General features: G+C 73.4%; 21 protein-coding genes. 16 read left to right on the top strand and 5 right to left on the bottom strand.

What is annotated here, in order from left to right; genetic code table 11:
- Nucleotides 1–47: 47 nt before the first annotated feature.
- A complete protein-coding gene (locus JL106_RS21540; RefSeq protein WP_205259730.1) occupies nt 48–1,118 on the top strand; it encodes a DUF4333 domain-containing protein in 1,071 nt (356 codons plus the stop codon).
- An 84-nt stretch (nt 1,119–1,202) separates the two neighbouring features.
- Here the strand turns inward: JL106_RS21540 and JL106_RS05630 are convergent, their stop codons facing one another.
- A complete protein-coding gene (locus JL106_RS05630; RefSeq protein ID WP_205259729.1) occupies nt 1,203–1,604 on the bottom strand; it encodes an EthD family reductase in 402 nt (133 codons plus the stop codon).
- Nucleotides 1,605–1,814: 210 nt separating this feature from the next.
- Here JL106_RS05630 and JL106_RS05625 point away from each other — a divergent pair, with 210 nt between their 5' ends.
- From JL106_RS05625 to JL106_RS05615, 3 genes are all read left to right on the top strand, one after another.
- A complete protein-coding gene (locus tag JL106_RS05625; RefSeq protein ID WP_205259728.1) occupies nt 1,815–3,176 on the top strand; it encodes a winged helix-turn-helix domain-containing protein in 1,362 nt (453 codons plus the stop codon).
- A 177-nt stretch (nt 3,177–3,353) separates the two neighbouring features.
- Nucleotides 3,354–3,491, top strand: coding sequence for a hypothetical protein (locus tag JL106_RS05620; RefSeq protein WP_205259727.1), 138 nt, complete (start codon nt 3,354–3,356; stop codon nt 3,489–3,491).
- A 388-nt stretch (nt 3,492–3,879) separates the two neighbouring features.
- Entirely contained in the window at nt 3,880–5,286 is a 1,407-nt protein-coding gene (locus JL106_RS05615; protein WP_205259726.1) for a gamma-glutamyltransferase, read from the top strand.
- Between the two features lie 15 nt (nt 5,287–5,301).
- Here JL106_RS05615 and JL106_RS05610 read toward each other — a convergent pair whose 3' ends face one another.
- Nucleotides 5,302–6,327, bottom strand: coding sequence for a DUF4097 family beta strand repeat-containing protein (locus tag JL106_RS05610; protein WP_205259725.1), 1,026 nt, complete (start codon nt 6,325–6,327; stop codon nt 5,302–5,304).
- Between the two features lie 11 nt (nt 6,328–6,338).
- Nucleotides 6,339–7,040, bottom strand: a complete 702-nt coding sequence (locus JL106_RS05605) for a toxin-antitoxin system HicB family antitoxin (protein ID WP_236006897.1) — start codon at nt 7,038–7,040, stop codon at nt 6,339–6,341.
- A 162-nt stretch (nt 7,041–7,202) separates the two neighbouring features.
- Between JL106_RS05605 and thyX the strand changes: the two genes are divergently transcribed.
- The 7 genes from thyX (at nt 7,203) to JL106_RS05570 (ending at nt 14,153) form a co-directional block, all read left to right on the top strand.
- Nucleotides 7,203–7,937, top strand: a complete 735-nt coding sequence (gene thyX / locus JL106_RS05600) for an FAD-dependent thymidylate synthase (RefSeq protein WP_205259724.1) — start codon at nt 7,203–7,205, stop codon at nt 7,935–7,937.
- Between the two features lie 263 nt (nt 7,938–8,200).
- On the top strand, nt 8,201–8,521 hold the full coding sequence (locus tag JL106_RS05595; protein ID WP_407940109.1) for a DUF485 domain-containing protein: 321 nt from the start codon (nt 8,201–8,203) through the stop codon (nt 8,519–8,521).
- Nucleotides 8,518–10,233 (top strand): solute symporter family protein, encoded by a 1,716-nt coding sequence (locus JL106_RS05590; RefSeq protein WP_205259722.1) that lies wholly within the window; start codon nt 8,518–8,520, stop codon nt 10,231–10,233. The genes JL106_RS05595 and JL106_RS05590 overlap by 4 nt, the downstream gene beginning before the upstream one ends.
- A 56-nt stretch (nt 10,234–10,289) precedes the next feature.
- Nucleotides 10,290–10,940: a TIGR03085 family metal-binding protein gene (locus JL106_RS05585; protein WP_205259721.1), complete on the top strand. Its 651-nt coding sequence runs from the start codon at nt 10,290–10,292 to the stop codon at nt 10,938–10,940.
- Nucleotides 10,941–11,000: 60 nt separating this feature from the next.
- A complete protein-coding gene (gene dapA, locus JL106_RS05580) occupies nt 11,001–11,945 on the top strand; it encodes a 4-hydroxy-tetrahydrodipicolinate synthase (protein WP_205259720.1) in 945 nt (314 codons plus the stop codon).
- Nucleotides 11,942–13,720, top strand: coding sequence for a ribonuclease J (locus tag JL106_RS05575; protein WP_205259719.1), 1,779 nt, complete (start codon nt 11,942–11,944; stop codon nt 13,718–13,720). Before dapA ends, JL106_RS05575 begins: the two co-directional genes overlap by 4 nt.
- A 1-nt stretch (nt 13,721) precedes the next feature.
- Entirely contained in the window at nt 13,722–14,153 is a 432-nt protein-coding gene (locus JL106_RS05570; protein WP_205259718.1) for a DUF952 domain-containing protein, read from the top strand.
- Here JL106_RS05570 and JL106_RS05565 read toward each other — a convergent pair.
- Together JL106_RS05565 and JL106_RS05560 are read right to left on the bottom strand one after the other, a co-directional pair.
- Complete coding sequence (locus JL106_RS05565; RefSeq protein ID WP_205259717.1) at nt 14,092–15,381, bottom strand: MFS transporter; 1,290 nt, start codon at nt 15,379–15,381, stop codon at nt 14,092–14,094. The genes JL106_RS05570 and JL106_RS05565 overlap by 62 nt on opposite strands.
- A gap of 104 nt (nt 15,382–15,485) precedes the next feature.
- Entirely contained in the window at nt 15,486–16,658 is a 1,173-nt protein-coding gene (locus JL106_RS05560) for a uroporphyrinogen-III synthase (RefSeq protein WP_205259716.1), read from the bottom strand.
- A gap of 448 nt (nt 16,659–17,106) precedes the next feature.
- On the opposite strand from JL106_RS05560, the gene JL106_RS05555 reads away from it, so the two are divergent.
- The 5 genes from JL106_RS05555 (at nt 17,107) to JL106_RS05535 (ending at nt 25,094) form a co-directional block, all read left to right on the top strand.
- Complete coding sequence (locus JL106_RS05555; RefSeq protein WP_205259715.1) at nt 17,107–19,701, top strand: molybdopterin oxidoreductase family protein; 2,595 nt, start codon at nt 17,107–17,109, stop codon at nt 19,699–19,701.
- Complete coding sequence (gene nirB, locus JL106_RS05550) at nt 19,701–22,232, top strand: nitrite reductase large subunit NirB (RefSeq protein ID WP_205259714.1); 2,532 nt, start codon at nt 19,701–19,703, stop codon at nt 22,230–22,232. Before JL106_RS05555 ends, nirB begins: the two co-directional genes overlap by 1 nt.
- Nucleotides 22,229–22,609 (top strand): Rieske (2Fe-2S) protein, encoded by a 381-nt coding sequence (locus JL106_RS05545; protein WP_205259713.1) that lies wholly within the window; start codon nt 22,229–22,231, stop codon nt 22,607–22,609. The genes nirB and JL106_RS05545 overlap by 4 nt, the downstream gene beginning before the upstream one ends.
- Nucleotides 22,610–22,696: 87 nt before the next feature.
- Complete coding sequence (locus JL106_RS05540; RefSeq protein WP_205259712.1) at nt 22,697–24,115, top strand: MFS transporter; 1,419 nt, start codon at nt 22,697–22,699, stop codon at nt 24,113–24,115.
- A 1-nt stretch (nt 24,116) separates the two neighbouring features.
- Nucleotides 24,117–25,094 carry an NAD(P)-dependent oxidoreductase gene (locus tag JL106_RS05535; protein ID WP_205259711.1) on the top strand — a complete coding sequence of 326 codons (978 nt, stop codon included), beginning with the start codon at nt 24,117–24,119 and terminating at the stop codon, nt 25,092–25,094.
- The last annotated feature ends 17 nt before the right edge of the window (nt 25,095–25,111 follow it).

The raw sequence follows: 25,111 nt of genomic DNA, 5'->3' as shown, positions 1-25,111 counted from the left end.
CAGGCGCGAAGTGGTCGGTGGGTGGCCGGCCCGACAGGAGGCAGGCGATGAGCACGCCGTACGGCAGTGGAAGCCCGGAGGACGGCCGCGACGCGCCGCAGAAGTCCCGGCCCGATCTGACCCCCGATCTGACCAAGGACACGGGCACCGGTGCACCGGCGTCCGAGCCCACGTCGACCGGTGGCTGGGCGGGCCCGTCCGGCGGTCAGTCGTCGTACGGCCAGCCGGGCGAGGGCGGGCAACCGCCCCAGTACGGTCAGCCGGGCGGGTACGGGCAGCCCGCCCCGTACGACCAGCCCACGCAGTACGGCCAGCAGCCGGGTCAGGCCGGCCAGTACGGCCAGCCCGCGCAGTACGGCCAGCCTGACCAGCCGACCCAGTACGACCAGCCGACCCAGTACGGCCAGCCGTCCGGGTACGGCCAGGGCGGCTGGAGCGGCCAACCGGGCGGGGAGTACGGCGGCCAGCAGTCGACGGCGTCGTGGAACACCCAGTCGCCGGCCGAGTCCGGCCAGCAGCCGGGTCAGCAGTACGGCCAGTACCAGGCGCCGTACGGGCAGCAGGGGTACGGCCAGTACGGAACCCAGCCCGGCCAGCAGTACCCGTCCGGCTACGGGCAGCCCGCAGAGCAGTCGCCGACCTACGCGGGGCAGTACGGCCAGCCCGGCCAGCAGCCCGGGTACGGTCAGCCCGCTGGGTACGGGCAGCAGCCTGGCTACGGCCAGCCCGGCCAGTACGGCCAGCCGCCGGCCGCGTACGCGACCCAGCCCGGCGCCCAGAGCGGGAAGAAGACGCCGACCGGCCTGATCGCCGGCATCGTGGCCGGCGTCGTCGTCCTCGCCCTGGTCGCGCTGGCCCTGTTCGTCTGGCCGGGGTGGCTGGCCAAGACGACCTTCGACGCCGATCAGGTCGCCGACGGCGTGGAACGCGTGCTGACCCAGGCCACCCCGGCCGGGTACGGCCTGACCGGCATCACCGACGTGAGCTGCCCGCAGGGGCGCGAGGTGCGCGCCGGCGACGTGTTCCAGTGCGATCTGCGTGAGGAGGGCACCCTGCGCAGCGTGCGGATCGAGGTGCTCGACGACGAGGGCACCTACGAGGTCAGCCCGCCCCAGTGACCCGCCCAGTGACCCGGTGGTGATCGCGCGACCGTCTCGGTCGCGCGACCACCGCGTGGGGGCGGCCGCGGAGCCGGCCCGGGTTCAGCCGGCTTGCTCGGTCCGGGCCGGGACGTCCCGGTCGACCGGCTGCGTGGGCAGGCCGGCGTCGTCCGGTTCCGGTGCCGCGGTGGGGATCGTCAGCGTCGGCTCGACGGTCGCCGCGGTCACCGTGAACCCGCCGGTGGCCAGCTGTGGGATGTCGGCCGTGGCCGCCTGACCCTGGTCGGACTGGAACGCCTGCTGGGCGGCCTCGCGCGAGTCGAAGGTCAGCGTCACCTGGAAGTACGCCTGCGCTTCCGCGCCGCCCCAGGACTCGCAACGCGACGCCACCAGGGACCGGACGTTCGGGATCGTGGTCGCCAGCGGCAGGTGGACGTCCTCGTAGTACCGGTCGAAGGCGGACGGGTCGACCGGGAAGCCGTAACTGACAGTGACCTGGAACACGAGTGGTGCCTCCCGTCATCGACGTGACGGCTCGCCCGGCACAGCGAGTCGGAAGTTGATCACCATGCGCTGATCAGTGGTGACTCAGTGTTCCACGAACGAGCGCCCGGCGCTCCGGGGTCGGGTGCGACACGTGGGGTCGAGGTCGGGCTGGGCCCGGCGTCGGGGGGCAGCTGTCACCATCGGGGAGTGACGGTGGACTCACGCGGGATGCAAGTCGGAGCACGTCCGGCGCAGGCGTCGGCCAGCACGAGCGGCAGTGCCCGCATCGTCCGGGCCCCCCGGACGCTGAGTGCCGCCCAGGCCCGTCGGATCGCCGTCGCGGCGCAACAGCTGGCCGCCGAGCCCGTTGCCGCGCACCCGGACGGGCCGTCGGCGGCTGCCGTCCGCCGGGTGGTGGAGCGGCTCGGCGTGGTGCAGCTGGATTCGGTGAACGTGCTGGCCCGGGCGCACCGGCTGCCGGTCTTCTCCCGGCTCGGGGCGTACCGGGTGGACCGGCTGGAGGCCGGAGCCTGGCCGTCGGCCGCCGTCCCGCCGAACAGCGGCACCGGCCGTCGCCGGTCGTCCCCGCGCTGGCTGGTCGAGACCTGGGCGCACGAGGCGTCACTCGTCCCGGTCGACCTGCATCCGCTGCTGCGCTGGCCACGACGACACTGGAGCGCCGCCAACGCCCGCCGGGTGCAGGAGCAGCTGCCCGGCCTGCTCGACGACGTGCTCGCGGTGCTCCGCGAGCGTGGTCCCAGTTCCGCCGGCGAGATCGAGCGCGAGCTTGAGGTGCACCCCCGCGGCGAGGCCGGCTGGTGGGAGTGGTCGGCCACCAAACGGGCCTGTGAGGCGCTGTTCAGCCTGGGCGTCATCGGCGCCGCCGACCGGGTCGCCTTCGAACGGCGGTACGACCTCATCGAGGCGATCCTGCCGGCGCACGTGCTGGCCGCGCCGACGCCGGAACCGGCCGACGCGCAGCGGGAGCTGGTCCGGATCGCGGCCCGGTCGCTGGGCGTCGCCACCGTCGGCGACCTGGCCGACTACTTCCGGATGAGCGTGGCCGACACCAAGCGGGCGGTGGCCGACCTGGTCGAGGACGGGGCGGTGCAACCGGTCGTCGTCACCGGCTGGCCGGCGCCGGCGTACCTGGACACCGCCGCCCGGATCCCGCGCCGGGTCTCCGGCGTGGCCCTGGTCAGCCCGTTCGATCCGCTGGTCTGGTACCGCGAGCGGACCGAGCGGATCTTCGGATTCCGGTACCGCATCGAGATCTACACGCCCGCGCCCAAGCGGATCTTCGGCTATTACGTGCTGCCGTTGCTGGTCGGTGACCACCTGGCCGGCCGGTTCGACCTCAAGGCCGACCGGGCCGCGGGCCGGCTGCTGGTCCAGGCGTCGTGGTACGAACCGGGGTCGGGTCCGGGGGACGGCGGATCGGAGGTGGCCGAGGCGGCCGCCGGCCGGCTGGCCGAGCTGGCGCGATGGCTGGAACTCGACGAGATCGAGGTCCGGGACGCCGGCAACGTCGCCGGGCCGGTGCGAGCCGCCGTCGGCCGGCTCGACCGCAGGGGCGGGGACCGGGACTGATGGGGCTGTGTTCGAACATGTCGTTGGAAAATGTTCGGTTCTGCTTGAATCCGTGAGGTCGGTCACAGCGAGACACCCTGACGAGTCACCCGACGTCTCTCCATCGGTGCCCCACGGGTACCCAAGGGCCTGAGCAAGGAAGCATGGCCGTCCTGCAGGCACGAGGAGTCGAACCGAATGACGAACACCCTGATCACCGCCGTGAAGACCGACGTCGTCGAGATGGACCGCGCCGACCGCGCGCTGGTCCGGACCGTCGGCGGCATGCTCGCGATCGCGGTCCTGCTGGCCGTGGCCGCGGTGCTGACGATCTGACCGATCCGATCGACCAGGAGCGGGGACCGACCGGTCCCTCCTGCGTGACCGGACGCCCCGGTCGCCCGGCCCCTGCAGGGTCGGGTGGCCGGGGCGTCCGGCGTTCCGTCCGGCGTCCGGTGCCGGCGTCCGTGCGCCGGACGGGATCCGGACCGGCCGGGCGCGTCGCGCTGCGCAGGGCGGCCGGTCCTGCCGGCTACCCTCGCAGGGCGTCGGGTCGGAGCGCGGGTCATCCGCGGCGACCGGCTCGCCCGACCTCGTCGCATCCCGCCCGATCCTCAGCCTCTGGACCGCCGATGACCGCACCCGGACCGACCGCACCGCGGCCGGCGTGGTCGTGGCGCCCGTCCCGGGGCCCGATCGACGCCCCGACCCCGGGGGCGCGGCGATGACGACTCTGGCACCCGCGGTCGCGGCCGGGCACCCCGCCACCGCCGAGGTCGGTCGGCAGGTGCTGCTGGCCGGCGGCAACGCCGCCGACGCCGCCGCGGCCATGGTGCTGGCCGGCTGCGTGGCCGAGACGCTGTTCACCGGACTCGGTGGCGGTGGTTTCGCGACCGTCCTGGACGGGCGCACCGGCGAGGTGCACTGCCTCGACTTCTTCGTCGCCGTCCCCGGTCTGGACGGGACCGTACCCGCACCGGCGCGCACCATCGACGTGCGCTTCGGCGGCGTCGCTGTGCCGTACGCGATCGGCGGGCCGAGCGTGGCCGTGCCCGGCACCCCGCAGGGAGTGGCGGAGCTGCACGGCCGCTTCGGTCGGCTCGAGTGGAGCGACATCGTCCGTCCGGCACGTGATCTCGCCGAGCTCGGCAGCCCGTTCCCGGAGCAGCACGCCGAGCTGCTCCCCGACGTGGCGGCGGCGATGGTGGTGGGGGCCGGCGTCACCGCCTACTCCCGCACCGGGCCGGACGGGCTGCCGCGACACCTGCGGGCCGGGGAACTGCTGCACCACGAGGGGCTGGCTGCCACCCTGGACGCGTACCTGCACGAGGGGCCGGCCCTGTGGACCGAGGGACCGTACGGACGCCGCCTGGTCGACGCGGTCCGGGTCGACGGCGGCGCGCTGAGCACCGCCGATCTGCAGGCCTACCGGGTGCGGGACCTGCCCGCGGAGCGGGTGCCGTTCGCCGGACGATGGATCCGGGTCCGGGGCGACGATCTGGACGCCTTCGGCGCCACCGCGGTCGCGCTCGACGTCGAGGCGGTCCGCGCCGGCGGTGCGGCCCGGGTCCTCGCGCTGGTCGAGGCACTGCGCGCCCCGACCGCGCGCTCGGAGACCACCAGCCTGGTCGCCGTGGACGCGGACGGCAGCGCCTGTGTCGTCACGCACTCGCTCGGCCTCGGCTCGGGCGTCTGGTCCGACGGGGTACACGGCAACTCGATGCTCGGCGAGGGCGAGTTGCTCCGTCGCACGGCCGCGCCCGGGGAGCGGATGCCGTCGATGATGGTGCCGCTGGTCGTCACCGACGACGACGGTCGGGCGGTGCTGGTCGGCGGCGCGGCCGGTGGCAGCCGGATCCGGTCGTCCCTGCTGCAGGTGCTGGCCGGGGTGCTGGTGCAGGGCCGCGGTGCCGCCGCCGCGGTGGCCGCGCCGCGCCTGGCGGTGCTCGACGAGACCGTGCACCTCGAACCGGGTTTCGAGCCCGAGGTCGAGGTCGCGCTGCGGGCCGCGGGCCACCCGGTGGTGCGGTGGGCGCAGTCGCGCCCGTTCTTCGGTGGGGTGGCGGTGGTGGCCGCCGACGGCCCCGCCGCGGATCCGCGCCGCGGCGGGGTCGCCGTCCCGCTCGGGTGAGACGTCCTGATCTGCTCAGGCCGGCCGCAGCCGGACGGAGCCGGAGGCGCTGCTGGCTCGGACGCTGAGCACCACGGGATCAGCCCCGGAACGGTCGGTGCCTGCCCGGTCCTCGTGCTCGGAGGCGTCGTGCACCGGGAACTCGCTCGCCGCCGTCCCGGACGTCGAGTTCAGGTCGACCTCGGCGTGCACGCCGGGCAGCAGGGTCACCTCGACGTTGCCGGACACCGACACCGCCTCGGCGCTGCCGTCCTGAAGGTCGAGCAGCCGCACCTCGCCGGAGACGCTGCGCGCGGTGACCCGTCCGGCCGCACCGCGCACCGTCACCGCCCCGGAGGTGGACTGGGCGGACACCGCGCCTCTGGCACCGTTCGATCCGCCGTCCGATCCGCCGTCCGATCCGCCGTTGCCCGCGGTCGCGGGATCCGGACCTGCCTCGACCACGACGACCGGCACCTCCGGCCCGGGCGCGGCGATGTCGATGTCACCGGAGGCGGAGCGGGCGTCCACCGGCCCGGCGACGCCGTCCAGGTGGATGCGCCCGGAGGCCGTCTGGACCACCGCCGCCCCGGTCGCCTCGTCGACCCGTACCGCTCCGGACGCGGTCCGCAGTTCCAGCCGGCCGGCGCGTCCGCGGACGGTGACGTCGGCGGACTGGCTCTGCCCGCGCACGTCCGAGCCGGGCGGCGCAGTGATCCGCACGGTGAACGCCGACCGCCATCCGGTCCGGGCCGGGTCGGTGTCGACCAGCAGCACCGGGCGGTCGCCGCCCGCCCGTGCCTCCCGCAGCTCGATCCGCGCCCGGTCCTCCGGGCTCTCGCCGTCGGCAGTACCCGGTCCGGAGGTCCCGGCGCCGGGCAGGAACGAGCGCAGCAGTTCGTCGACGACACCGAACGCGGCGCCGCCGGTCACCTCCACGGTGGCGGTGACGGGGCCCGTGTCATGAACATGGTCGTGGTCGCCGGTCAGGTCGACCACCACGGTGCCCGCGGCGTTGCGCACCTCGACGACGACGGGATCGGGGGTCAGGAAGGTCTTCATGTCGCGGCTCCTCAGCTGTGCACGTGGCCGGTGACGGTGTTGCCCTGGGCGCCGTCGGGCCGATCGGGGCGCCGGCCCGGCACCGACGAGCGGACCGAGTCGGACACCGCGCGGGAGATGTAGGTGTTCAGCGAGACGCCCTGGTCGGCCGCGGCCCGCTCCGCCTGGCTCTTGAGCTCGTTGAACAGCCGGACGGTGGTCCGGGACAGCTCGCCGCCGGCGTCCTGCACGGCCCGGCGCAGCTCCTCCGGGGTGCTCAGGTGTCCGTCCGGGTCCCCGGCGTCGGTCGCCGCGGTGCCGTCGGCGGCGGTGGTACCCCCGACGTGGGTGCCCCCGCCGGCCGGGCCGGACTTGGTCCAGCCGAACCGCTGCGCCCAGGAGGTGGCCGTGGCGGACGCCGAGGTGTGACCGGCGGCGTCACCGGTGCCCGCAGTGGGCAGGCCGGACACCGTGACCCGGACCTCGCGGCCGTCCAGGCGCAGGTCGACGGAGCCCTCCGGCAGCCGGCCGGTGATCTCGGCGGCCAGGTCGGACAGGGCGTGCATGATCGCCAGCCGGGCGGCCGACTCGACCGAGGTGGCCAGCACCGCAGCGGTGCGGCGCACCTCCTCGGTCCCGACCGCGGCGGTGGCCAGCAGGTCGTTGCGCAGGTCGTTGACGTACGGGGTGAGGTCCATGGCGACCAGCGTGACACCACCGGTGGTGTCAGACAACCCTGGAAGTGGTGTCATGGTCACCCGCAGTCCGCTCGGGGTGCGGCGGCGGGGGATCCCGGGCGTCGACCCGGGAAGCCGGCCACCGTGTGAGAGTGTCGGGCCGTGTCGGAGCGAACGGATCTGCCTGCCGGGCCGGGAACGACCACCGCACCCGCCGGCATGCGGGTGCACCTGATCGGCCGGACCGAATTCACCCCGCCGCCCGAGGTGCCGTTCACCACGGATGCGGACGGCGGCCAGGCGCTCGCCGAGTTCGCGGGCCGGGCCTGCTACCGCTCCTGGGCCAGGACCGTGCCGGCCACCGCGACGAACGCCGGCTATCTCGACCACATCCTGCAGGTGGGTCACCTGGCCGTCCTGGAGCACTCGTCGGCGACCTTCTGGTGCACCGGGTTGAGTCGGTCGGTGACCCACGAGCTGGTCCGGCACCGGCACTTCTCCTACTCGCAGCTCTCGCAGCGCTACACCGCGCCGGACGGGCCGGAGGTGGCCGAGCCGGCCGAGATCGCCGCGGACCCCGAGCTGCACGAGGTGTTCTCGTCGGCCGTGGCGGCCGCCCGGGACGCCCACACGCGGCTGTTGACGGCGCTGGAGGACCGCGCCCGGGAGGCGCCGGACGGCACCCTGGCCCGCAAGCAGGCCCGCCAGCTGGCCCGGGCGGTGCTGCCCGCGGCCACCGCCACCGACATCGTGGTCACCGGGAACTACCGCGCCTGGCGGCATTTCATCGGCATGCGGGCCACCGAGGCCGCGGACGTGGAGATCCGCACGCTCGCCCTGGCGGTGCTGCGGCAGCTGCAGGAGCTTGCGCCGAACGTCTTCGCCGACTTCCGCATCAGCACCCTGCCCGACGGCACCGAGGTGGCGGCGTCCCCGCTGGTCGGCGAGGGCTGACCCGGCCGGCCCCGGACACGCCGGAGCGCGACACGCCGGTCGGGTTCGCAGCCGGATCCGGATGCCGTTGATCGGCGCCGGACGTACCGTGTGCTGCGTCACACCGCGGTGCGTCGGACCGGCGGATGTCCAGGCCCCGAGCGACGCTGCGGTCCGCCGTCGACGAGGAGGGCACCGTGGCCACTGGACCGCGCCGGGACCAGGATCGTGATCCGGATGCTGACCGGCACACCGTGGATCCGCCGGGACCCGACCCCGACTGGATGGCCTGGCAGGCCAGCGAGGAGTTCGGCCGGCTGCGCCGGGCCCTGCACCGGTTCATCCTGCCCACCACCATCGCGTTCCTGAGCTGGTACCTGCTGTACGTGATCATGGCGGCCTACGCGCGGCCCTTCATGGACGCGCAGGTCTTCGGCACCGTGAACGTCGGCCTGATCTTCGGTCTGCTGCAGTTCGTGTCGACGTTCGGCATCGCGCTGGCCTACTCCCGGTACGCCGACCGGCGACTGGATCCACCCGCCACCCGGATGCGCCACGAGATCGAGGGCACCACCGTGGGTCCCGCCCAGGGAGGCCGGGCATGAGCGCGACCGTGCTGGCGACTCTGAGCCCGGCCCTGCACTCGTCGGTGCTGGCGGCGCCGGAACCGGACACCTCGCACCGCACGCTGACCATCACCCTGTTCGCGGCGTTCGTGGCGGTGACCATCGGCATCACCATCTGGGCCAGCCGGCAGACCCGCACCGCCGCCGACTACTACGCCGGCGGCCGGTCGTTCAGCGGCTTCCAGAACGGTCTGGCCATCGGCGGCGACTACATGTCGGCCGCGTCGTTCCTGGGGATCGCCGGAACCATCGCGCTGTACGGCTACGACGGGTTCCTGTACTCGATCGGCTTCCTGGTCGCCTGGCTGGTGGCGCTGCTGCTGGTCGCCGAGCTGATGCGCAACACCGGCAAGTACACGATGGCCGACGTGCTGTCGTTCCGGATGCGGCAGGCCCCGGTGCGCACCGCCGCGTCCATCTCCACGGTGGTCGTCTCGATCTTCTACCTGCTCGCCCAGATGGTCGGCGCCGGAACGCTCGTCGCGCTGCTGCTGGGCATCACCGACACCACGGCCAAGAACCTGGTGATCGGCGGGGTGGGTGCGCTGATGATCATCTACGTGGTCTTCGGCGGCATGAAGGGCACCACCTGGGTGCAGATCGTCAAGGCCGTGCTGCTGATGGGCGGCGCCGCCGTCATGACGGTGTGGGTGCTGGCAAAGTACGGCTTCAACCTCTCCGAACTGCTGGGATCGGCCGCGGCCAACTCCGGCAAGGAGGGCTTCCTGGAACCGGGCCTGTACTACGGCAAGGAGACCGCGGACGCCGCGACCACGCTGTTCTCCAAGCTCGACTTCATCTCGCTCGGGCTGGCCCTGGTGCTCGGTACCGCCGGGCTGCCGCACATCCTGATCCGCTTCTACACGGTGCCGGACTCACGGACCGCGCGGAAGTCGGTGAACTGGGCCATCGGCATCATCGGCATCTTCTACCTGATGACCCTGGTCATCGGGTTCGGTGCGGCGGCACTGCTCTCGCAGGACGAGATCACCTCCCGCAACGCGGCGGGCAACACGGCCGCGCCGCAACTGGCCGAGGCGCTCGGCGGTCAGGGAACGACCCTGGGCGCGGTGATGCTCTCGGTCATCGCCGCCGTCGCGTTCGCCACCATCCTGGCCGTGGTGGCCGGCCTCACCCTGGCCTCGTCGGCCTCGCTGGCGCACGACCTGTACGCCAACGTCATCCGCAAGGGCCGGGCCACCGGGGCGCAGGAGGTCCGGGTCGGTCGCATCGCGGCGGTCGTCATCGGGGCGGTGGCCATCGCCCTGGCCATCCCGGCCCAGGGTCTGAACGTGGCCTTCCTGGTCGCGCTGGCCTTCGCCATCGCCGCCTCGGCGAACCTCCCGGCCATCCTGCTGTCGCTGTTCTGGAAGCGGTTCAACACCCGCGGTGCCACCTGGGGCATCTACGGCGGGCTGGCCTCCGCGCTGATCCTGCTGTTGTTCTCGCCCAACGTCTCCGGCAAGCCGGTGAACCCGGCCACCGGGAAGTCGCCGTCGCTGTTCAGCGATCCGTCCGTCGACTTCTCCTGGTTCCCGCTGGACAACCCCGGTCTGGTGTCCATCCCGTTGGGCTTCTTCTTCGCCTGGCTCGGCACCGTCACCAGCAAGGAGTGGAACCAGGCGAAGTGGGCGGAGATGGAGGTCCGGTCGATCACCGGGGCGCACGCCGAGAAGAGCAGCAAGCACTGAGCAGCCACCACTCGGTTCCGGTGCCGGTGGTCGCCGTCGGCCTACACTCCGGTCGCATGACTCTGGCGCAGCGCGAGCGGGCCGATCTGGCCGACCTGTTCGACGAGGTCGGACCCGATCATCCGACCCTCGACGAGGGCTGGCAGGCCCAGGACCTGTTGGTGCACCTGCTGATCCGGGAGCGTCGCCCCGATGCCGTCCCGGGTGCGCTGGCCACGCTGCCGGTGCTGTCCGGGTGGTCGCGCCGGGTCGGCGCGGGGTACGCCGGCCGGCCCTGGTCCCAGCAGGTGCAGCTGGTGCGGTCGGGTCCGCCGCGGTGGAGCGTGTTCGGCATCAGCGCCAGGATCGACGCGCTGGCCAACGGCGGCGAGTACTTCATCCACCACGAGGACCTGCGTCGGGGCGCCCCGGGTTGGCAGCCGCGGCGGCTGGACGCCACGCGCACCGCCGAGCTGGTGCGGATGCTGCGCAGCCCGATCGCCCGCCGGCTGGTCCGTCGGGTCCCGGGAGGCGTCGTCGCCGAGCTGGTGACCGGGAGCGGGTCGACCGAGACCGTCCGGCTCAAGGACGGCACCCCGGCGGCCACCATCGCCGGAGAGCCCGGCGAGGTGCTGCTGTGGCTGTCCGGGCGGGACGCCTGCCACGTCGAGCTGTCCGGCGATCCGGGGGTGATGGACGCGCTGCGGGCCATGGAGCGGGGCATGTGACGGACCGGCCCGGCCGCGGCGGGTGAGGAGTGTCGGCCCCGGACGGTAAGTTTCCGTCCCATGACGACGCTCATCGCCGGCCCGACCGGCCGGGAGGGACGACCCTTCGGGACGGTGCTCGCCGCGATGGTCACCCCGTTCACCGCCTCCGGTGAACTGGACCTGGACGCAGTGGGCCCGCTGGCCGAGCGGCTGGTCGACCAGGGCAACGACGGTCTCGTGATCAACGGCACCACGGGCGAGTCGCCCACCACCACCGACGACGAGAAGGAGCGGGTCCTGCGGGCCGTGCTCGAGGCGGTGGGGGACCGGGCGACCATCGTCGCCGGGGTCGGCACCTACGACACCGCACACTCGATCCGGTTGGCCCGCACCGCCGCGGCGGCCGGCGCGCACGGCGCCCTGGTCGTCACGCCGTACTACTCGCGGCCGCAGCAGGAGGGTCTGCTCGCCCACTTCGCGGCGGTCGCCGACGCCACCGACCTGCCGATCATGCTGTACGACATCCCGCCGCGGTCGGTGGTGGCCATCCACCCGGAGACGTTGATCCGGCTGGCCGAGCATCCCCGCATCACCGCGGTGAAGGACGCCAAGGGCGACCTCTACCAGGGCTCGCAGGTCATCTCGCAGACCGACCTGGCCTACTACTCCGGCGATGATCCGCTGACGCTGCCCTGGATGAGCATCGGTGGGGTGGGTGTGGTCAGCATCCTGTCCCACGTGGTTGGCCCGCAGATCCGGGCCATGGTCGACGCGGCCGAGCGGGGCGACTTCGCCACCGCCCGCCGGCTGCACGAGGACCTGATGCCGGCGCACCGGGCGATGACCCGCTGTGGCGGCGGCGCCGGGCTGGTGTTCGCCAAGGCCGCGCTGCGGCTGGCCGGGTTCGGCGTGGGTGATCCGCGGCTGCCGCAGGTGCCGGCCACGTCCGAGCAGACCGCGCTCATCGCCGCCGATCTCGAGGAGATCGCGCCCTTCGCGGTCGGAGAGGGGGTCGCCCGATGAGTTCCGGACGTCAGGATGGACGCCGCTCGGACCAGCAGCGCGACGGCCAGCGCGGGGGCCGCAACGACCGCGACCGCGACCGGTCCGCCGAGGCCCGGCCGGTCACCCTGGGCACCCCGCCGCGGCTGCGGCCGGGCGCGCTGCGGGTGGTCGCGCTGGGCGGCATCGGCGAGATCGGCCGCAACATGACCGTCTACGAGATCGACGGTCGACTGCTCATCGTGGACTGCGGGGTGCTGTTCCCCGAGGACGGCCAGCCTGGCGTCGACCTGATCCTGCCCGACCTGCGCCTGGTCGAGGACCGGCTCGACGACATCGACGCGGTCGTGATCACGCACGGCCACGAGGACCACATCGGCGCCCTGCCCTGGCTGCTGCGGCAGCGCTCGGACCTGCCGGTGCTGGGCGCCCGGTTCTCGCTGGCGCTGATCGCGGCCAAGTGCAAGGAGCACCGGATCAAGCCCAACCTGCGGGTGGTCACCGAGGGCGAGCGGCTCCGCACCGGCCCGTGGGACCTGCAGTTCTTCGCGGTGAACCACTCCATCCCGGACGCGCTGGCCGTGGGCATCCGCACCCAGGCCGGCACCGTCCTGCACACCGGCGACATCAAGCTCGACCAGCTGCCGCTGGACGGCCGGCTCACCGACCTCGGCGGCTTCGCGCAGCTGGGCCAGGAGGGGGTCGACCTGTTCTGCGTCGACTCCACCAACGCCGAGGTGCCGGGGTTCGTGGCGCCCGAGCGGGACATCGGGCCGGTGCTCGAGTCGTACATCGGCAAGGCCACCCAGCGCGTCATCGTGGCGTCCTTCGCCTCGCACGTGCACCGGGTGCAGCAGATGCTGGACGCCGCCCACGCGCACGGCCGCAAGGTGGCGTTCGTCGGCCGGTCGATGGTGCGCAACATGCAGATCGCGCAGGAGCTCGGCCTGCTCACCGTGCCGGACGGCCTGGTCCGCTCGCTGGACAAGGTGCTCGAGCTGCCGCCGAACCAGGTGCTGCTGATCTCGACCGGCTCGCAGGGGGAACCGCTGTCGGCGCTGTCCCGGATGTCGCGTGGCGAGCACCGCTCGGTGAACCTCGAGCAGGGCGACACGGTGATCCTGGCGTCCTCGATGATCCCGGGCAACGAGACCAGCGTGTTCACCGTGATCAACGAGCTGTCCCGGGTCGGCGTCACCGTGATCCACCAGCAGACCGCGAAAGTCCATGTGTCCGGGCACGCCTCGGCCGGCGAGCTGCTGTTCCTCTACAACGCGGTGCGCCCGCGCAACGTCATCCCGGTGCACGGCGAGTGGCGGCACCTGCGGGCGCAGGCCAAGCTGGCCGTGGCCACCGGGGTGCCGGCCGACCGGGTGGTGCTGGCGCCGAACGGGACCGTGGTCGACCTGGTCGACGGCAAGGCCCGCGCGGTCGGTCAGATCGAGGTCGGCATGGTCTACGTGGACGGCAACGCCGTCGGCGACGTGAACGAGACGACCCTGTCCGACCGGTTGATCCTCGGCGAGGGCGGCTTCATCGCCATCACCGTGGCCATCGACTCGCACACCGGCCGGGCGGTCGCCTCGCCGACCATCGCGGGCCGTGGGTTCTCGGACGACCCCAAGGCGCTGGACGCCGTGGTGCCGCTGGTGGAGGCCGAACTGGCCCGCACCGAGGCCGACGGCATCACCGACACCCACCGGGTGGCCCAGGCCGTCCGCCGGGTCGTCGGTCGGTGGGTGGGCGACGTCTACCGGCGCCGGCCGATGATCGTGCCGACGGTGCTGGCGGTCTGAGATGAACGGGCAGGTCGACCCGAACGCGGCCGGGCGGCTGCTGTACCACTGCGCCACCGAGGCCGACTGGGCGCAGGCCCGACGGGACGGCGAGTCGCGGGTCTCGACCCGCGGCCGCACGCTGGAGCAGGAGGGCTTCCTGCACTGCAGCTTCGCCAGCCAGGTGCCGTGGGTACTGGAGTCGTTCTACGCGGACGTCACCGAGCCGATGGTGCTGCTGGCGATCGACCCGGCCGCGGTCGGTGCGCGGGTCGCCGTCGAGGCGCCCGCGGGTCCGCCGGGCGCCTCCGGTCCGTCGGGCGCCGCCTCGGCCGAGCGCGGCTTCCCACACCTCTACGGGCCGTTGCCGGTGGCGGCGGTGGTGCAGGTGGTCACGCTGACCCGGACGGCCGACGGCTGGGCCGTGCCCGAGCTGCGGGACCGGCTGGACTGACGCCGGCCGGTGCTGCGTCGGCCCGCGGGCCCGGTCGCGGCCACCACACGGCGACCAGCAGGCCCAGCGCCACGGCGAACAGCGCGGCGCCGAACCACGCGGCCGCGGGCGTCCCGAAGCCGTCCACCCAGCGACCACCGATGGCGGCGCCGAGCGCGATCGACCCCTGCGTCACGCCGATGAACACCGCGGCGCCCGCCTCCAGGTGGTCGCCGGACACCCGCATGTTCCAGATCGACAGCACCGCCGCGGTCGACCCCAGTCCCATGCCCCACACCACCAGCGCGGCACCGAGGGCCACCGGGACGGGCAACGGCAGCCGCAGGGCCAGGATGCCGAGCAACGACAGCGTGCAGACTCCGCAGATGGTCAGCCCGATGAACCGCTGGGCCAGCGGTCCGGCGGTGAAGTTGCCGATCACCGCGCCGATCCCGAACGCCAGCAGCAGGCCGCCGATGTCGCCGGGAGCGACGCCGAACTCGTCGCGCAACGTCGGCTGAAGATAGGTGTAGGCCGAGAACTGGCCGGTGAACATCAGCAGCGACACCACGGCCACCGTCCACAGGCTGCGGCGCCGGAGCACCTGGCCGAGCGGCGGCCGGGGCCGCAGCCGGTGCTCGGGCAGCGACGGCACGGCCACCAGTTGCAGCACCGCGGCGAGCAGTCCGAGCGCCGCCATCACCCCGATGGCCACCCGCCAGTTCGACCAGGAGGCCAGGAACGCCCCGGCCGGCACGCCCACCGCGGTGGCCAGCGCGATGCCGCCGAACACGGTCGCGGTGGCCATGCCGACGTCCCGGGTCGGCACCAGTCGGGGCGCCATGCTGGCCGCGATCGCCCAGAACCCGCCCAGCGCGACGCCGAGCAGCACCCGCGCGGCGAGCAGCACGGCGATGTGCGGGCTGACCGCGGCGATGGCGTCCGACACGGTGAACAGCACCGCGAAGCCGACCAGCAGCCACCGCCGGTCCACGTGCTGCAACGGCACGGTGAGGGTGAACGCCGTCAGTGCCGCGGTGACCGCCGGGACCGCGATCATCAGGCCGGAGATCCCGTCGCTGACGTCCAGGTCGGTGGCCACCTGAGCGATGAGCGCGACCGGCATGAGCTGGCTCGCCGCCAGCACGAACGCCCCGAAGCCGACCACCACGGTGGCCACCCAACCCCGGCGACGGTCGCGCTCCGGGTCGAACGTGCCCGCCCCGGCACCGTCGTCCGCTGTCCTCATCGACCCTCCGCAAGCACCGCCGCGCACGTCCGGCCACGACGACGTGACCGGGGAACGACGCTAGTGCCTGCTGTGCGGGCCGCGGACCGGCGGGCAGCCGGTGATCAGTACCGCCAGGTCACATCCGCCTCGGGTTCGAACGCCAGCCGGTAGCCCCGCTTCACCACCGTCTGCACGATCCGGGGGTCGCCGAGCGCGGACCGCAGCCGGCCGACGCTGACCTCGACGGCGTGCGGGTCGGCGTCCCCGCCCGGCAGCCCGGCGCCGAGTTCGGCCCGGGTGAGCACCTGGCCGGGATGCGCGGTCAGCCGCCGCAGCAACGCCATCCCGGTGCGACCCGGTGTGACCAGCACCCCGTCCACCAGCACCGCCCGGCCGCGGACCTCGAGCCGGTGCCCAGCCGCCACCAGCCGGTGCGCGCGGCGCGCCGGCACCTGCTCGGCGATCTCCCGGACCAGCGCGCCGAGCCGGGACCGGGCGGGGTGCAGCACCGGCACCCCGGCGCGCTGCAGCGGCGCCGCGGTGACCGGGCCGACCGCCGCCGCGAGCACCTCGCCCTGCAACGCGGCCAGCACCTCCGGCAGGAACCCGTCCCGCTCGCTGGCCTGCAGGAAGCTGGCCGCGGCGGGGGCACTGGTGAACGTGACGCAGTCGAGTTCCCGGGCGGCGGTGAGCTGGCAGACCCGGGCCAGCGGGGCCGCGTCCGGATGCGGCAGCCAGCGGTAGACCTGGGCCTCCACCACCTCGGCGCCCGCCGCCCGCAGCGCGTCGACCACGTCCGGCAGTGGTTCGCCGTGCAGCTGGATGACCAGACGGCGATCCTGCAGGTCGGTGGTCAGCAGGCGCTCCAGCACCTCCGAGGACGACTCGGACGCCGGGGACCACTCGCCGAACAGCCCGGCGGCGTGCATGGCGCCGACCACCTTGGGGCCCCGCGCGTACAGCTGGGCCCGGCCCAGCGCCTCGAGCAGCGGGCCGCCGAGACCCCAGCTGTCCGCCGCGTCGATCCAGCCGCGGAAGCCGATGCCGGTGGTCGCGACCACGATGTCCGGTGGGGCGTCGATGCAGGCCTGGGTGACCGCCCGCAGCGTGTCGTCGTCCTCCAGTGACTGGATCTCGATGGCCGGGCCGTACACCACCTCGGCGCCCTTGCGCTCCAGCGCCGTCCCGAACTCCACCCGGCGCCGGGCCGCGGTGACCGCGACGGCGAAGCCGCTGAGTGGTCCGACCTGATCCGGGGCACCGGTGGCGCGCGGCGGGAGCGGCTCGGTCGACATGGGGCACTCCTGCAGATCGGGGCCGGTCGAGGCGTCCGTCGAGTGGTCGACACCCGCGCGACGGACGAGGACCGCGGCGGCAGCGTCCTCCACCCGGCGGCGTGCGGTTCACCCGCGCGGGCGGCGTCCAGTATGCAGGCGCCCCCCGGTCGGCGGATGTCCGCGGCGTGTCCGTCGTGTGACGTGGCCGCACCCGTCCAGGACCGCCCGGACCCTCACACGGGCCGCCACCGCCATGTGCGGAGAACCGAACAGACGGGAAACGCGGGCGTCACCTCCGGTCGCGCCGCGAGCTCCACCATGGATCCCGTCGGCCGGCCCAGGTCCGCCCCCGAGGCGCCACCGGAGCCGCGCCGGCGACAGCGGTTGCCCGGCAGGCGATCCGGGGGCGACGGCACCGAGACCGGCGATGTGGCGGGCGGTGCCGAGGAGCGAGGGGAGGACACGGATGACGATCGACCTGCAGCTGGCCACGGCGTCGTCCGGGGTCCGGCGGCGCACCGCCACGCACTGCCCGTACTGCTCGCTGCAGTGCGGCATCTCGCTGGTGGCCGGTGGCCGGCCGGCGACGCTGGAGCCGCTGGAACACTTCCCGACCAACCGGGGTGGGCTGTGCGCCAAGGGATGGACGGCCGCCGAACTGCTCGACCACCCGGACCGGTTGCTCACCCCGCTGCTGCGCAGCGTGCCCGGTGACCGCAGCAGCGCGTTCCGGCCCGCGACCTGGGACGAGGCGCTGGACGCGATCGCCGCCGCCGTCTCCACCGCCCAGCACCGGTACGGCCGGGATGCCGTCGGCATCTTCGGCGGCGGCGGGCTCACCAACGAGAAGGCCTACGCCCTGGGGAAGTTCGCCCGGGTCGCGCTGCGCACCTCGGCCATCGACTACAACGGCCGGTTCTGCATGTCGTCCGCGGCGACCGCCGCGAACCGGGCCTTCGGCATCGACCGCGGCATGCCGTTCCCGGTGCAGGACATCGCGGAGGCGAGGGTCGTGCTGCTGGTCGGCTCCAACCCGGCCGACACCATGCCGCCGGTCATGCAGTGGTTCGACCAGGGCCGGGCCGCCGGCGCCCAGCACATCGTCATCGACCCACGGCGCACGTCCACCGCGGCCGGGGCGGCCCTGCACCTGCAGCCCCGACCCGGCACCGACCTGGCGCTGGCCAACGGGCTGCTGCACCTGGCCGTGGCCGAGAAGCTGGTCGACGAGCGTTACGTGGCCGCGCGTACCACCGGCTTCGCCGCAGCCCGGGACGCCGCCCGTCCGTACTGGCCGGACCGGGTGGAGCGGATCACCGGCGTCCCGGTGGCCGACCTGCGTCGGACGGTGCGGATGCTCGCCGAGGCGCCGTCCGCCATGGTCCTGACCGCGCGCGGGGCCGAGCAGCACAGCAACGGCACCGACACCGCGCAGGCGTGGATCAACCTGGCCCTGGCCCTGGGGCTGCCCGGTCGGTTCGCCTCCGGGTACGCCACCGTCACCGGCCAGGGCAACGGGCAGGGCGGGCGTGAGCACGGGCAGAAGTCCGACCAGCTGCCCGGCTACCGGCGGCTCGACGATCCGGCCGCCCGCGCGCACGTCGCGGCGGTGTGGGGGATCGACCCGGCCGAACTGCCGATGCCCGGGGTGTCGGCGTTCGAGATGCTCGATCGGCTCGGCACCGACGGGGGCGTGCGGGCCCTGTTCGTGCTGGCCTCCAACGTCGTGGTGTCCGCGCCGGACGCCAACCGGGTGGCCCGCCGGCTGGCCGCGTTGGACTTCCTGGTCGTCTCCGACCTGTTCCTGTCCGAGACGGCGCAGCGCGCCGACGTCGTGCTGCCGACGGCCCAGTGGGCCGAGGAGTCCGGCACCATGACCAACTTCGAGGGCCGGGTGATCCGGCGGCGTCAGGCGCTACCGCCGCCGGACGGGGTGCTGGACGACCTGCAGATGCTGTGCCGGCTGGCCGAGCGGCTGGGTCGGGGTGAGTACTTCTCGGACGATCCGCGGACCGTGTTCGACGAGCTGCGCCGGGCCAGCGCCGGCGGGATCGCCGACTACGCCGGCATCACCTACGAGCGGATCGACGCCGAGCAGGGCGTCTTCTGGCCGTGCCCGGCGGAGAGCCACCCGGGCACGCCCCGGCTGTTCACCGAGCGGTTCGCCACGCCCGACGGCCGGGCCCGGTTCCTGCCGGTGCGGTACCGGCCGCCGGCCGAGGCGGTGGATGCCGAGTACCCGGTCACCCTGACCACCGGCCGGCTGCTGAACCAGTACCAGAGCGGCACGCAGACGCGCCGGCTCGGCGGCACGATGGTGCCCGACCCGACCGTGCAGCTGCACCCGGACCTGGCGCGGCGCTCCGGCATCGGGGCCGACGACGTGGTGGAGGTGCGCACCCGGCGCGGCGCCTCGGTGTTCCGGGCCCAGCTCTCCGACGCCATCCGGGCCGACACGGTGTTCGTCCCGTTCCATTGGGGCGGTGCGTCGAACGCCAACGCGCTGATCGAGCCGCGGCTGGACCCGTCCTCCCGGATGCCCGAGTTCAAGGCCTGTGCCGCCCGGCTCCGCCGCATCGGCGCCCCGGACGACGTCCACCTGTTCGCCCGGCCGCTCCCGCAGCCGGAGCCCACCGACCGGCCTGCCCACCGCACCCGGCAGCCGCTCCCATCCCGGACCCTCCGACCACCGTCGCGACACCAGGAGTACTCGATGCACACCAGGAACCGTTTCCTGCAGGGGATCCTGCCGTTCACCGGCGCCGGGATCGACAAACCGCAGCCGCTGTCGGGTGAGCTGACCTACGTGGTGCCGGACGGCTCGGTGAGCCAGGCGCTGTACTTCCGCGGCGGCAACACCACCGACGAGCTCGTCGTGGTGGTGCTGGTGCGCGACGGCGTGCCGATGCGGTACTTCCCGATCGGCGCCCGGTCCGACGTACACGTGCCGCTTCGGGTCGTCGAGGACCTCGAGGGTGGCACGGCGGTCGAACTGCACCTGGCCGCTCCCGCCGGGCTGACTGGCACCGTGGTGATCGATCTCGGCCTGGTGGAGGTCTGATGACGGCGCTGCAGGACCGGCCGCTGACGGCCACCGAGGACGGTCCGGTGCGCAGCCGGCTGGTGGTCATCGGCAACGGCATGGCCGGTGCCCGGACGGTCGAGGAGATCCTGGCCCGCGGTGGGGCGGAGCAGTTCTCCGTCACGATGTTCGGCGACGAGCCCTACGGCAACTACAACCGGATCATGCTCTCGCACGTGCTCTCCGGCGAGGAGACCGACGAGGACATCTACCTGAACACGCTGGACTGGTACGCGGACAACGACATCAGCCTGCACGCCGGGCACCGCGTCGTTCGCGTCGACCGGTTCGCGAAGATCGTCACTGCGGTGCACACCGCCACCGGCGACGTCGCCGAGGCCGGATACGACAAGTTGATCATCGCGACCGGCAGCTCCTCGTTCATGCCCCGGATGGACGGGCTGACCCGTCCGGACGGCTCGCTCACCGACGGGGTCTTCGCCTTCCGGACCATCGACGACACGCGCGGAATGATCGCGTACGCGGAGCATGACCACCACCACCGGGCGGTGGTCATCGGTGGTGGCCTGCTCGGCCTGGAGGCCGCTCGCGGGCTGCAGCGCTTCGGGTTGTCCGTGGACGTGGTGCACGCCGGCGCCCACCTGATGAACGCGCAGCTGGGCGCGGCCGGCGCCGACATCCTGCGGGCCGGCGTCGAGCGACTGGGCATCGGTGTGCACCTGTCGGCCCGGACCACTGGGATCCTCGGCGACGGCCGGGTCACCGGGGTCGCGCTGCAGGACCGGGAGGCGCTGCCCTGCGACATGGTGGTCATCGCCGCCGGGATCCGGCCCAACGTCGAGCTCGCGGTGACCAGCGGGTTCACCGTGGAGCGGGCGATCGTGGTCGACGACTTCATGCGCACCGTCGACGATCCCGATGTGTACGCGGTGGGCGAGTGCGTGCAGCACCGCGGTCAGGTGTACGGCCTGGTGGCACCGCTGTGGGAGCAGGCCGGCGTGCTGGCCGACCAGATCACCGGCGCCGACGTCACCGCGGCGTACCACGGCTCCCGGACCGCGACCAAGCTCAAGGTCGCCGGCATGGAGGTGGCCGCGATGGGGCTGCAGGAGCCCGAGCGGGACACCGACGAACAGGTGCTGTTCGCCGAGCCCAAGCGAGGCGTCTACAAGTCGCTCATCATCCGGGACGACAAGCTGGTCGGAGCAACGGTGCTCGGTGACACGTCCAAGGTCGCGTTCCTGATGCAGGCGTTCGACCAGGGGCTGCCGCTGCCGCAGGAGCGGCTGTCGATGCTGTTCGAGCTGGGCGCGCCGAGCGCGGAGGTCGGTGCGGCGGAGCTCGACCCGCAGGCCCAGGTGTGCAACTGCAACGGGGTGAGCAAGGCCCAGTTGTGCTCCGCGGTGGAGAGCGGCTGCACGTCGGTGCAGGGCGTCATGGACAGGACCCGGGCCGGGAAGGGCTGCGGGTCCTGCAAGCTCATGGTCAAGCAGATCGTGGAGTGGGCCGCCGGCGACCGGGTCCAGGAGGACCCGTCGGTGCACTGGTACGTCCCGGGCATCCCGATGGACAAGCCGGCCCTCATGAGGGCCATCCGGGAGCAGGGACTCCGGTCGGTCTCGGCCGTCTTCGCCGCGCTGGCCCCGGACGGCCAGGAGGACGCCAGGTCCAAGATGGGTCTCGGCTCGCTGCTCAAGATGATGTGGAACGACGAGTACGTCGACGAGCGGGACGCCCGGTTCATCAACGACCGGGTGCACGCGAACATCCAGCGGGACGGCACCTTCTCGGTGGTGCCGCAGATGAAGGGCGGGGTGACCAGCCCGGCCCAGCTGCGCCGCATCGCCGACGTCGCCGAGAAGTGGCAGGTGCCGATGGTCAAGCTGACCGGCGGCCAGCGCATCGACCTGCTCGGCGTGCGCAAGGAGGACCTGCCGGCCGTGTGGGCCGACCTGGAGATGCCCTCCGGATACGCCTACGGCAAGAGCTTCCGCACCGTGAAGACCTGTGTCGGGCAGGAGTTCTGCCGGTTCGGCGTCGGGGACTCGACCAACCTGGGCATCGCGCTGGAGAGCCGGTTCCAGGGTCTGGAGTCGCCGGCCAAGATCAAGATGGCAGTGTCCGGCTGCCCGCGCAACTGCGCCGAGTCCTACGTCAAGGACGTCGGGATCGTCGCCATCGACGGTGGCCGGTGGGAGATCTACGTCGGCGGTGCGGCCGGGGCGCACATCCGCAAGGGCGACCTGTTGGCCACCGTCGACGACCCGGAGACCGCCGAACGGCTCACCGGGCGATTCATGCAGTACTACCGGGAGCACGCCAAGTGGCTCGAACGGACGTACGCGTTCGTGCCCCGGGTCGGCCTGGACCACCTCAAGGCGGTGATCGTCGAGGACTCGCTGGGCATCGGCGCGGATCTCGACACCCGGATGCAGTCCTCGATCGACGCATACCGCGATCCGTGGCACGAAGCCCACCGCCCGGCCACCCCCGGTCAGTTCCGCACCGGCCTGCCGCTGCAGGTGCTGCCGCAGGTGCCGATCCGATGAGCGCCCCGGACACGGCCGCGCCGGACGCGCAGGAGGGGCCGCTCGCAGTGCACGAGGCACCGCACCGCCTCGGCCCACTGGAGCAGATTCCCGTGGGCGAGGGCCGAGCCTTCGGGGTCGACGGTCAGCAGATCGCCGTCTTCCGCGTCCGATCCGGGTCGGTGTACGCCCTCTCGGCGGTGTGCCCGCACCGCGGCGGGCCACTGGCCGACGGTCAGCTCGACGAGCGGCAGGTGCTGTGCCCGTTGCACCTGAACGGATTCGAGCTGGCCACCGGATGCTCCACCACGGGTGAGTCTCCGCTGACCGCCTACCGGGTCGAGGTGGACGGCACCGGCGACGTCCTGCTGTACCTGCACGGCGCCGTCCGCGGCTGAGTCGCCTCCGCCGGACGCCGCCGCTCGCCCGCCCGAGCAGAAGGTCATCTCCCACCCTGCCCACCTCGCCCGCCCCTGGAGGCCGCGATGAGCACCCCGACCCCGCCCGAGGTCGCCCCGGTCGAGTCCGAACCACGCAGCCGGCCCGACGCGCCGGACATCCCGCGGTCCCACCGCGGTCCGCACTGGATCACCGACTGGCGTCCCGAGGACCCGGTGTTCTGGGAGGCCACCGGCGCCCGGGTGGCCCGACGCAACCTCGTCTTCTCGGTCGTCTCCGAGCACATCGGCTTCTCGGTCTGGAGCATGTGGTCGGTGCTCGTGCTCTTCCTGGGACCGGAGTACGGCATCGATCCGGCCGGGAAGTTCCTGCTCACCGCGCTGCCCACCCTGCTCGGCGCGGCGCTGCGACTGCCGTACACGTTCGCGGTGGCCACCTTCGGCGGCCGGAACTGGACGGTGGTCAGCGCGCTGCTGCTGCTCGTCCCGACCGTGGCCATCGCCGTCGTGCTGGAACCGGGTGTCTCGTACGGCACCCTGCTGTTCGTGGCCTGCCTGGCCGGGGTGGGCGGCGGCAACTTCGCATCGTCCATGACGAACATCAACGCCTACTACCCGAACCGGCTCAAGGGCTGGGCGCTGGGCGTGAACGCCGGCGGCGGCAACATCGGCGTCGCGGTCGTCCAGCTCGTCGGGCTGCTCATCCTGGCCACCGTGGGCGCCGGCCAGCCGCGGCTGCTCGCGCTCATCTACATCCCGCTCATCGTGCTGGCGGCGGTCGGCGCCTTCCTGACCATGAACAACCTGGCCGAGATGCGGAACAGCAAGCGGGCGATGCGGGACGTGACCCGGGACGGGCACACGTGGATCATCTCGCTGCTCTACATCGGCACGTTCGGCTCGTTCATCGGCTTCAGTTTCGCGTTCGGGCAGGTGCTGCAGGTCCAGTTCGCCGACACGTTCTCCACCCCGGTCAAGGCCGCCTACCTGACCTTCATCGGTCCGCTCATCGGGTCGCTCATCCGGCCGATCGGTGGCCGGCTGGCCGACCGGTTCGGCGGTGCCACGGTGTCCTTCGTCAACTTCGTGGCCATGGCTCTGGGCGCGGGGGTGGTGCTCACCGCCTCGTTGAGCGGGTCGCTGGTGCTGTACCTGATCGGGTTCGTGTTGCTGTTCACCTTCAGCGGCATCGGCAACGGCTCGGTCTACAAGATGATCCCGGCCATCTTCCGGGCCAAGTCGGGACTCGAGATCACCCGGCACGGGGCCGAGCCCGCGGTGTCGATGGCGACGGCGCAGCGGCTGTCCGGAGCGCTCATCGGCGTGGCCGGTGCCATCGGTGCCTTCGGGGGCGTGCTGGTGAACCTGGCGTTCCGGCAGTCGTTCCTGGCCACGAAGTCCGCCGACGCGGCGTACATCGGGTTCATCGCGTTCTACGTGCTGTGCCTGGCCGTCACCTGGTTCGTCTACCTGCGGCCCAGCGCCCGCCGGCTCGAGGGGATCTGAGATGCGCCCGGCCGCGGACGATCCCGCGTCGTACCCGGTGCACCTGGATCTCACCGGACGCGCGGTGACCGTGGTCGGTGGGGGACCGGTGGCGGCCCGCAAGGTCCGCGGACTGCTCGCGGTCGGCGCGGTCGTCACCGTGGTCGCCCCGCGGGTGTGCGCCGAGCTGGCCGGGACGGCGGCGGCCGGCGGGCTGCACTGGCGGCCGCGGCGGTACGCGGCCGGGGACCTGGACGGCGCCTGGCTGGCCGTCACGGCCACCGGCGATCCGGCGACCGACGGCGCCGTGGAGTGCGACGCCACCACGCTGCGCACGTTCTGCGTGCGGGCGGACCGCGCCGGCGCCGGCACGGCGGCCACCCCGGCCACCGTCCGTCGGGACGGACTGGTGATCAGCGTGGGCGCCGACGGCGTGACCGGCCGCGGGGAGCGGGCCGACCCGGGCCGAGCGGTGGCGGTGCGGGACGCGGTGCTGCCGATCGCGCAGCGGGCGGTCGCGCTGGCCGTCGACACCGGGCGGGTGCCGCTGCGCCGACGCCGGCCGGGGGTCGGTCGCATCGCGCTGGTCGGGGCGGGACCCGGCGGGGACGCGGACCTGATCACCGTGCGCGGCATGCGGGAGCTGGCCGCCGCGGATGTGGTGGCGCACGACCGGTCGGTCCCCGGCGAGCTGCTCAGCCGACTCGCACCGGCGGTACAGCGGGTCGACGCCGGACCGGTGTCCGCCCGGCACGGGACGTCGACCCTGGACGTGGAGGCGTTGCTGGAACACGCCCGGGCCGGGCAACGGGTGGTGTGCCTGGTCGCCGGTGATCCGTCCCGCGGGATGGTGGCCGCCGAGCTGGCCGCGGCGGGCCGCAGCGCCGGGATCGCAGTGACGGTGGTCCGTGGGGTGACCACCGCTGCCGCGGTGCCGATCACCGCACCAGCCGTGGCGCACCGCCGCACCGGCCGGCGGGTGGCGCTGCTGCGGTACTGAACGTCCCGGCCGCCGGA

The organism is Nakamurella leprariae, from assembly GCF_016918035.1.
Lineage (GTDB): Bacteria > Actinomycetota > Actinomycetes > Mycobacteriales > Nakamurellaceae > Nakamurella > Nakamurella leprariae.
The sequence above is the reverse complement of the archived record's forward strand: the minus strand, read 5'-3'. Positions and strand labels throughout refer to the sequence as shown.

Coding starts and splice junctions, on each gene's coding strand:
- thyX (WP_205259724.1), top strand. CDS start 7,203: ATGCGGGTGCACCTGATCGGCCGGACCGAATTCACCCCGCCGCCCGAG.
- JL106_RS05560 (WP_205259716.1), bottom strand. CDS start 16,658: ATGTCGACCGAGCCGCTCCCGCCGCGCGCCACCGGTGCCCCGGATCAG.
- JL106_RS05570 (WP_205259718.1), top strand. CDS start 13,722: ATGAACGGGCAGGTCGACCCGAACGCGGCCGGGCGGCTGCTGTACCAC.
- JL106_RS21540 (WP_205259730.1), top strand. CDS start 48: ATGAGCACGCCGTACGGCAGTGGAAGCCCGGAGGACGGCCGCGACGCG.
- JL106_RS05555 (WP_205259715.1), top strand. CDS start 17,107: ATGACGATCGACCTGCAGCTGGCCACGGCGTCGTCCGGGGTCCGGCGG.
- JL106_RS05535 (WP_205259711.1), top strand. CDS start 24,117: ATGCGCCCGGCCGCGGACGATCCCGCGTCGTACCCGGTGCACCTGGAT.
- JL106_RS05545 (WP_205259713.1), top strand. CDS start 22,229: ATGAGCGCCCCGGACACGGCCGCGCCGGACGCGCAGGAGGGGCCGCTC.
- JL106_RS05610 (WP_205259725.1), bottom strand. CDS start 6,327: ATGAAGACCTTCCTGACCCCCGATCCCGTCGTCGTCGAGGTGCGCAAC.
- JL106_RS05590 (WP_205259722.1), top strand. CDS start 8,518: ATGAGCGCGACCGTGCTGGCGACTCTGAGCCCGGCCCTGCACTCGTCG.
- JL106_RS05540 (WP_205259712.1), top strand. CDS start 22,697: ATGAGCACCCCGACCCCGCCCGAGGTCGCCCCGGTCGAGTCCGAACCA.
- JL106_RS05575 (WP_205259719.1), top strand. CDS start 11,942: ATGAGTTCCGGACGTCAGGATGGACGCCGCTCGGACCAGCAGCGCGAC.
- JL106_RS05565 (WP_205259717.1), bottom strand. CDS start 15,381: ATGAGGACAGCGGACGACGGTGCCGGGGCGGGCACGTTCGACCCGGAG.
- JL106_RS05615 (WP_205259726.1), top strand. CDS start 3,880: ATGACGACTCTGGCACCCGCGGTCGCGGCCGGGCACCCCGCCACCGCC.
- JL106_RS05595 (WP_407940109.1), top strand. CDS start 8,201: ATGGCCTGGCAGGCCAGCGAGGAGTTCGGCCGGCTGCGCCGGGCCCTG.
- JL106_RS05620 (WP_205259727.1), top strand. CDS start 3,354: ATGACGAACACCCTGATCACCGCCGTGAAGACCGACGTCGTCGAGATG.
- dapA (WP_205259720.1), top strand. CDS start 11,001: ATGACGACGCTCATCGCCGGCCCGACCGGCCGGGAGGGACGACCCTTC.
- nirB (WP_205259714.1), top strand. CDS start 19,701: ATGACGGCGCTGCAGGACCGGCCGCTGACGGCCACCGAGGACGGTCCG.
- JL106_RS05585 (WP_205259721.1), top strand. CDS start 10,290: ATGACTCTGGCGCAGCGCGAGCGGGCCGATCTGGCCGACCTGTTCGAC.
- JL106_RS05625 (WP_205259728.1), top strand. CDS start 1,815: ATGCAAGTCGGAGCACGTCCGGCGCAGGCGTCGGCCAGCACGAGCGGC.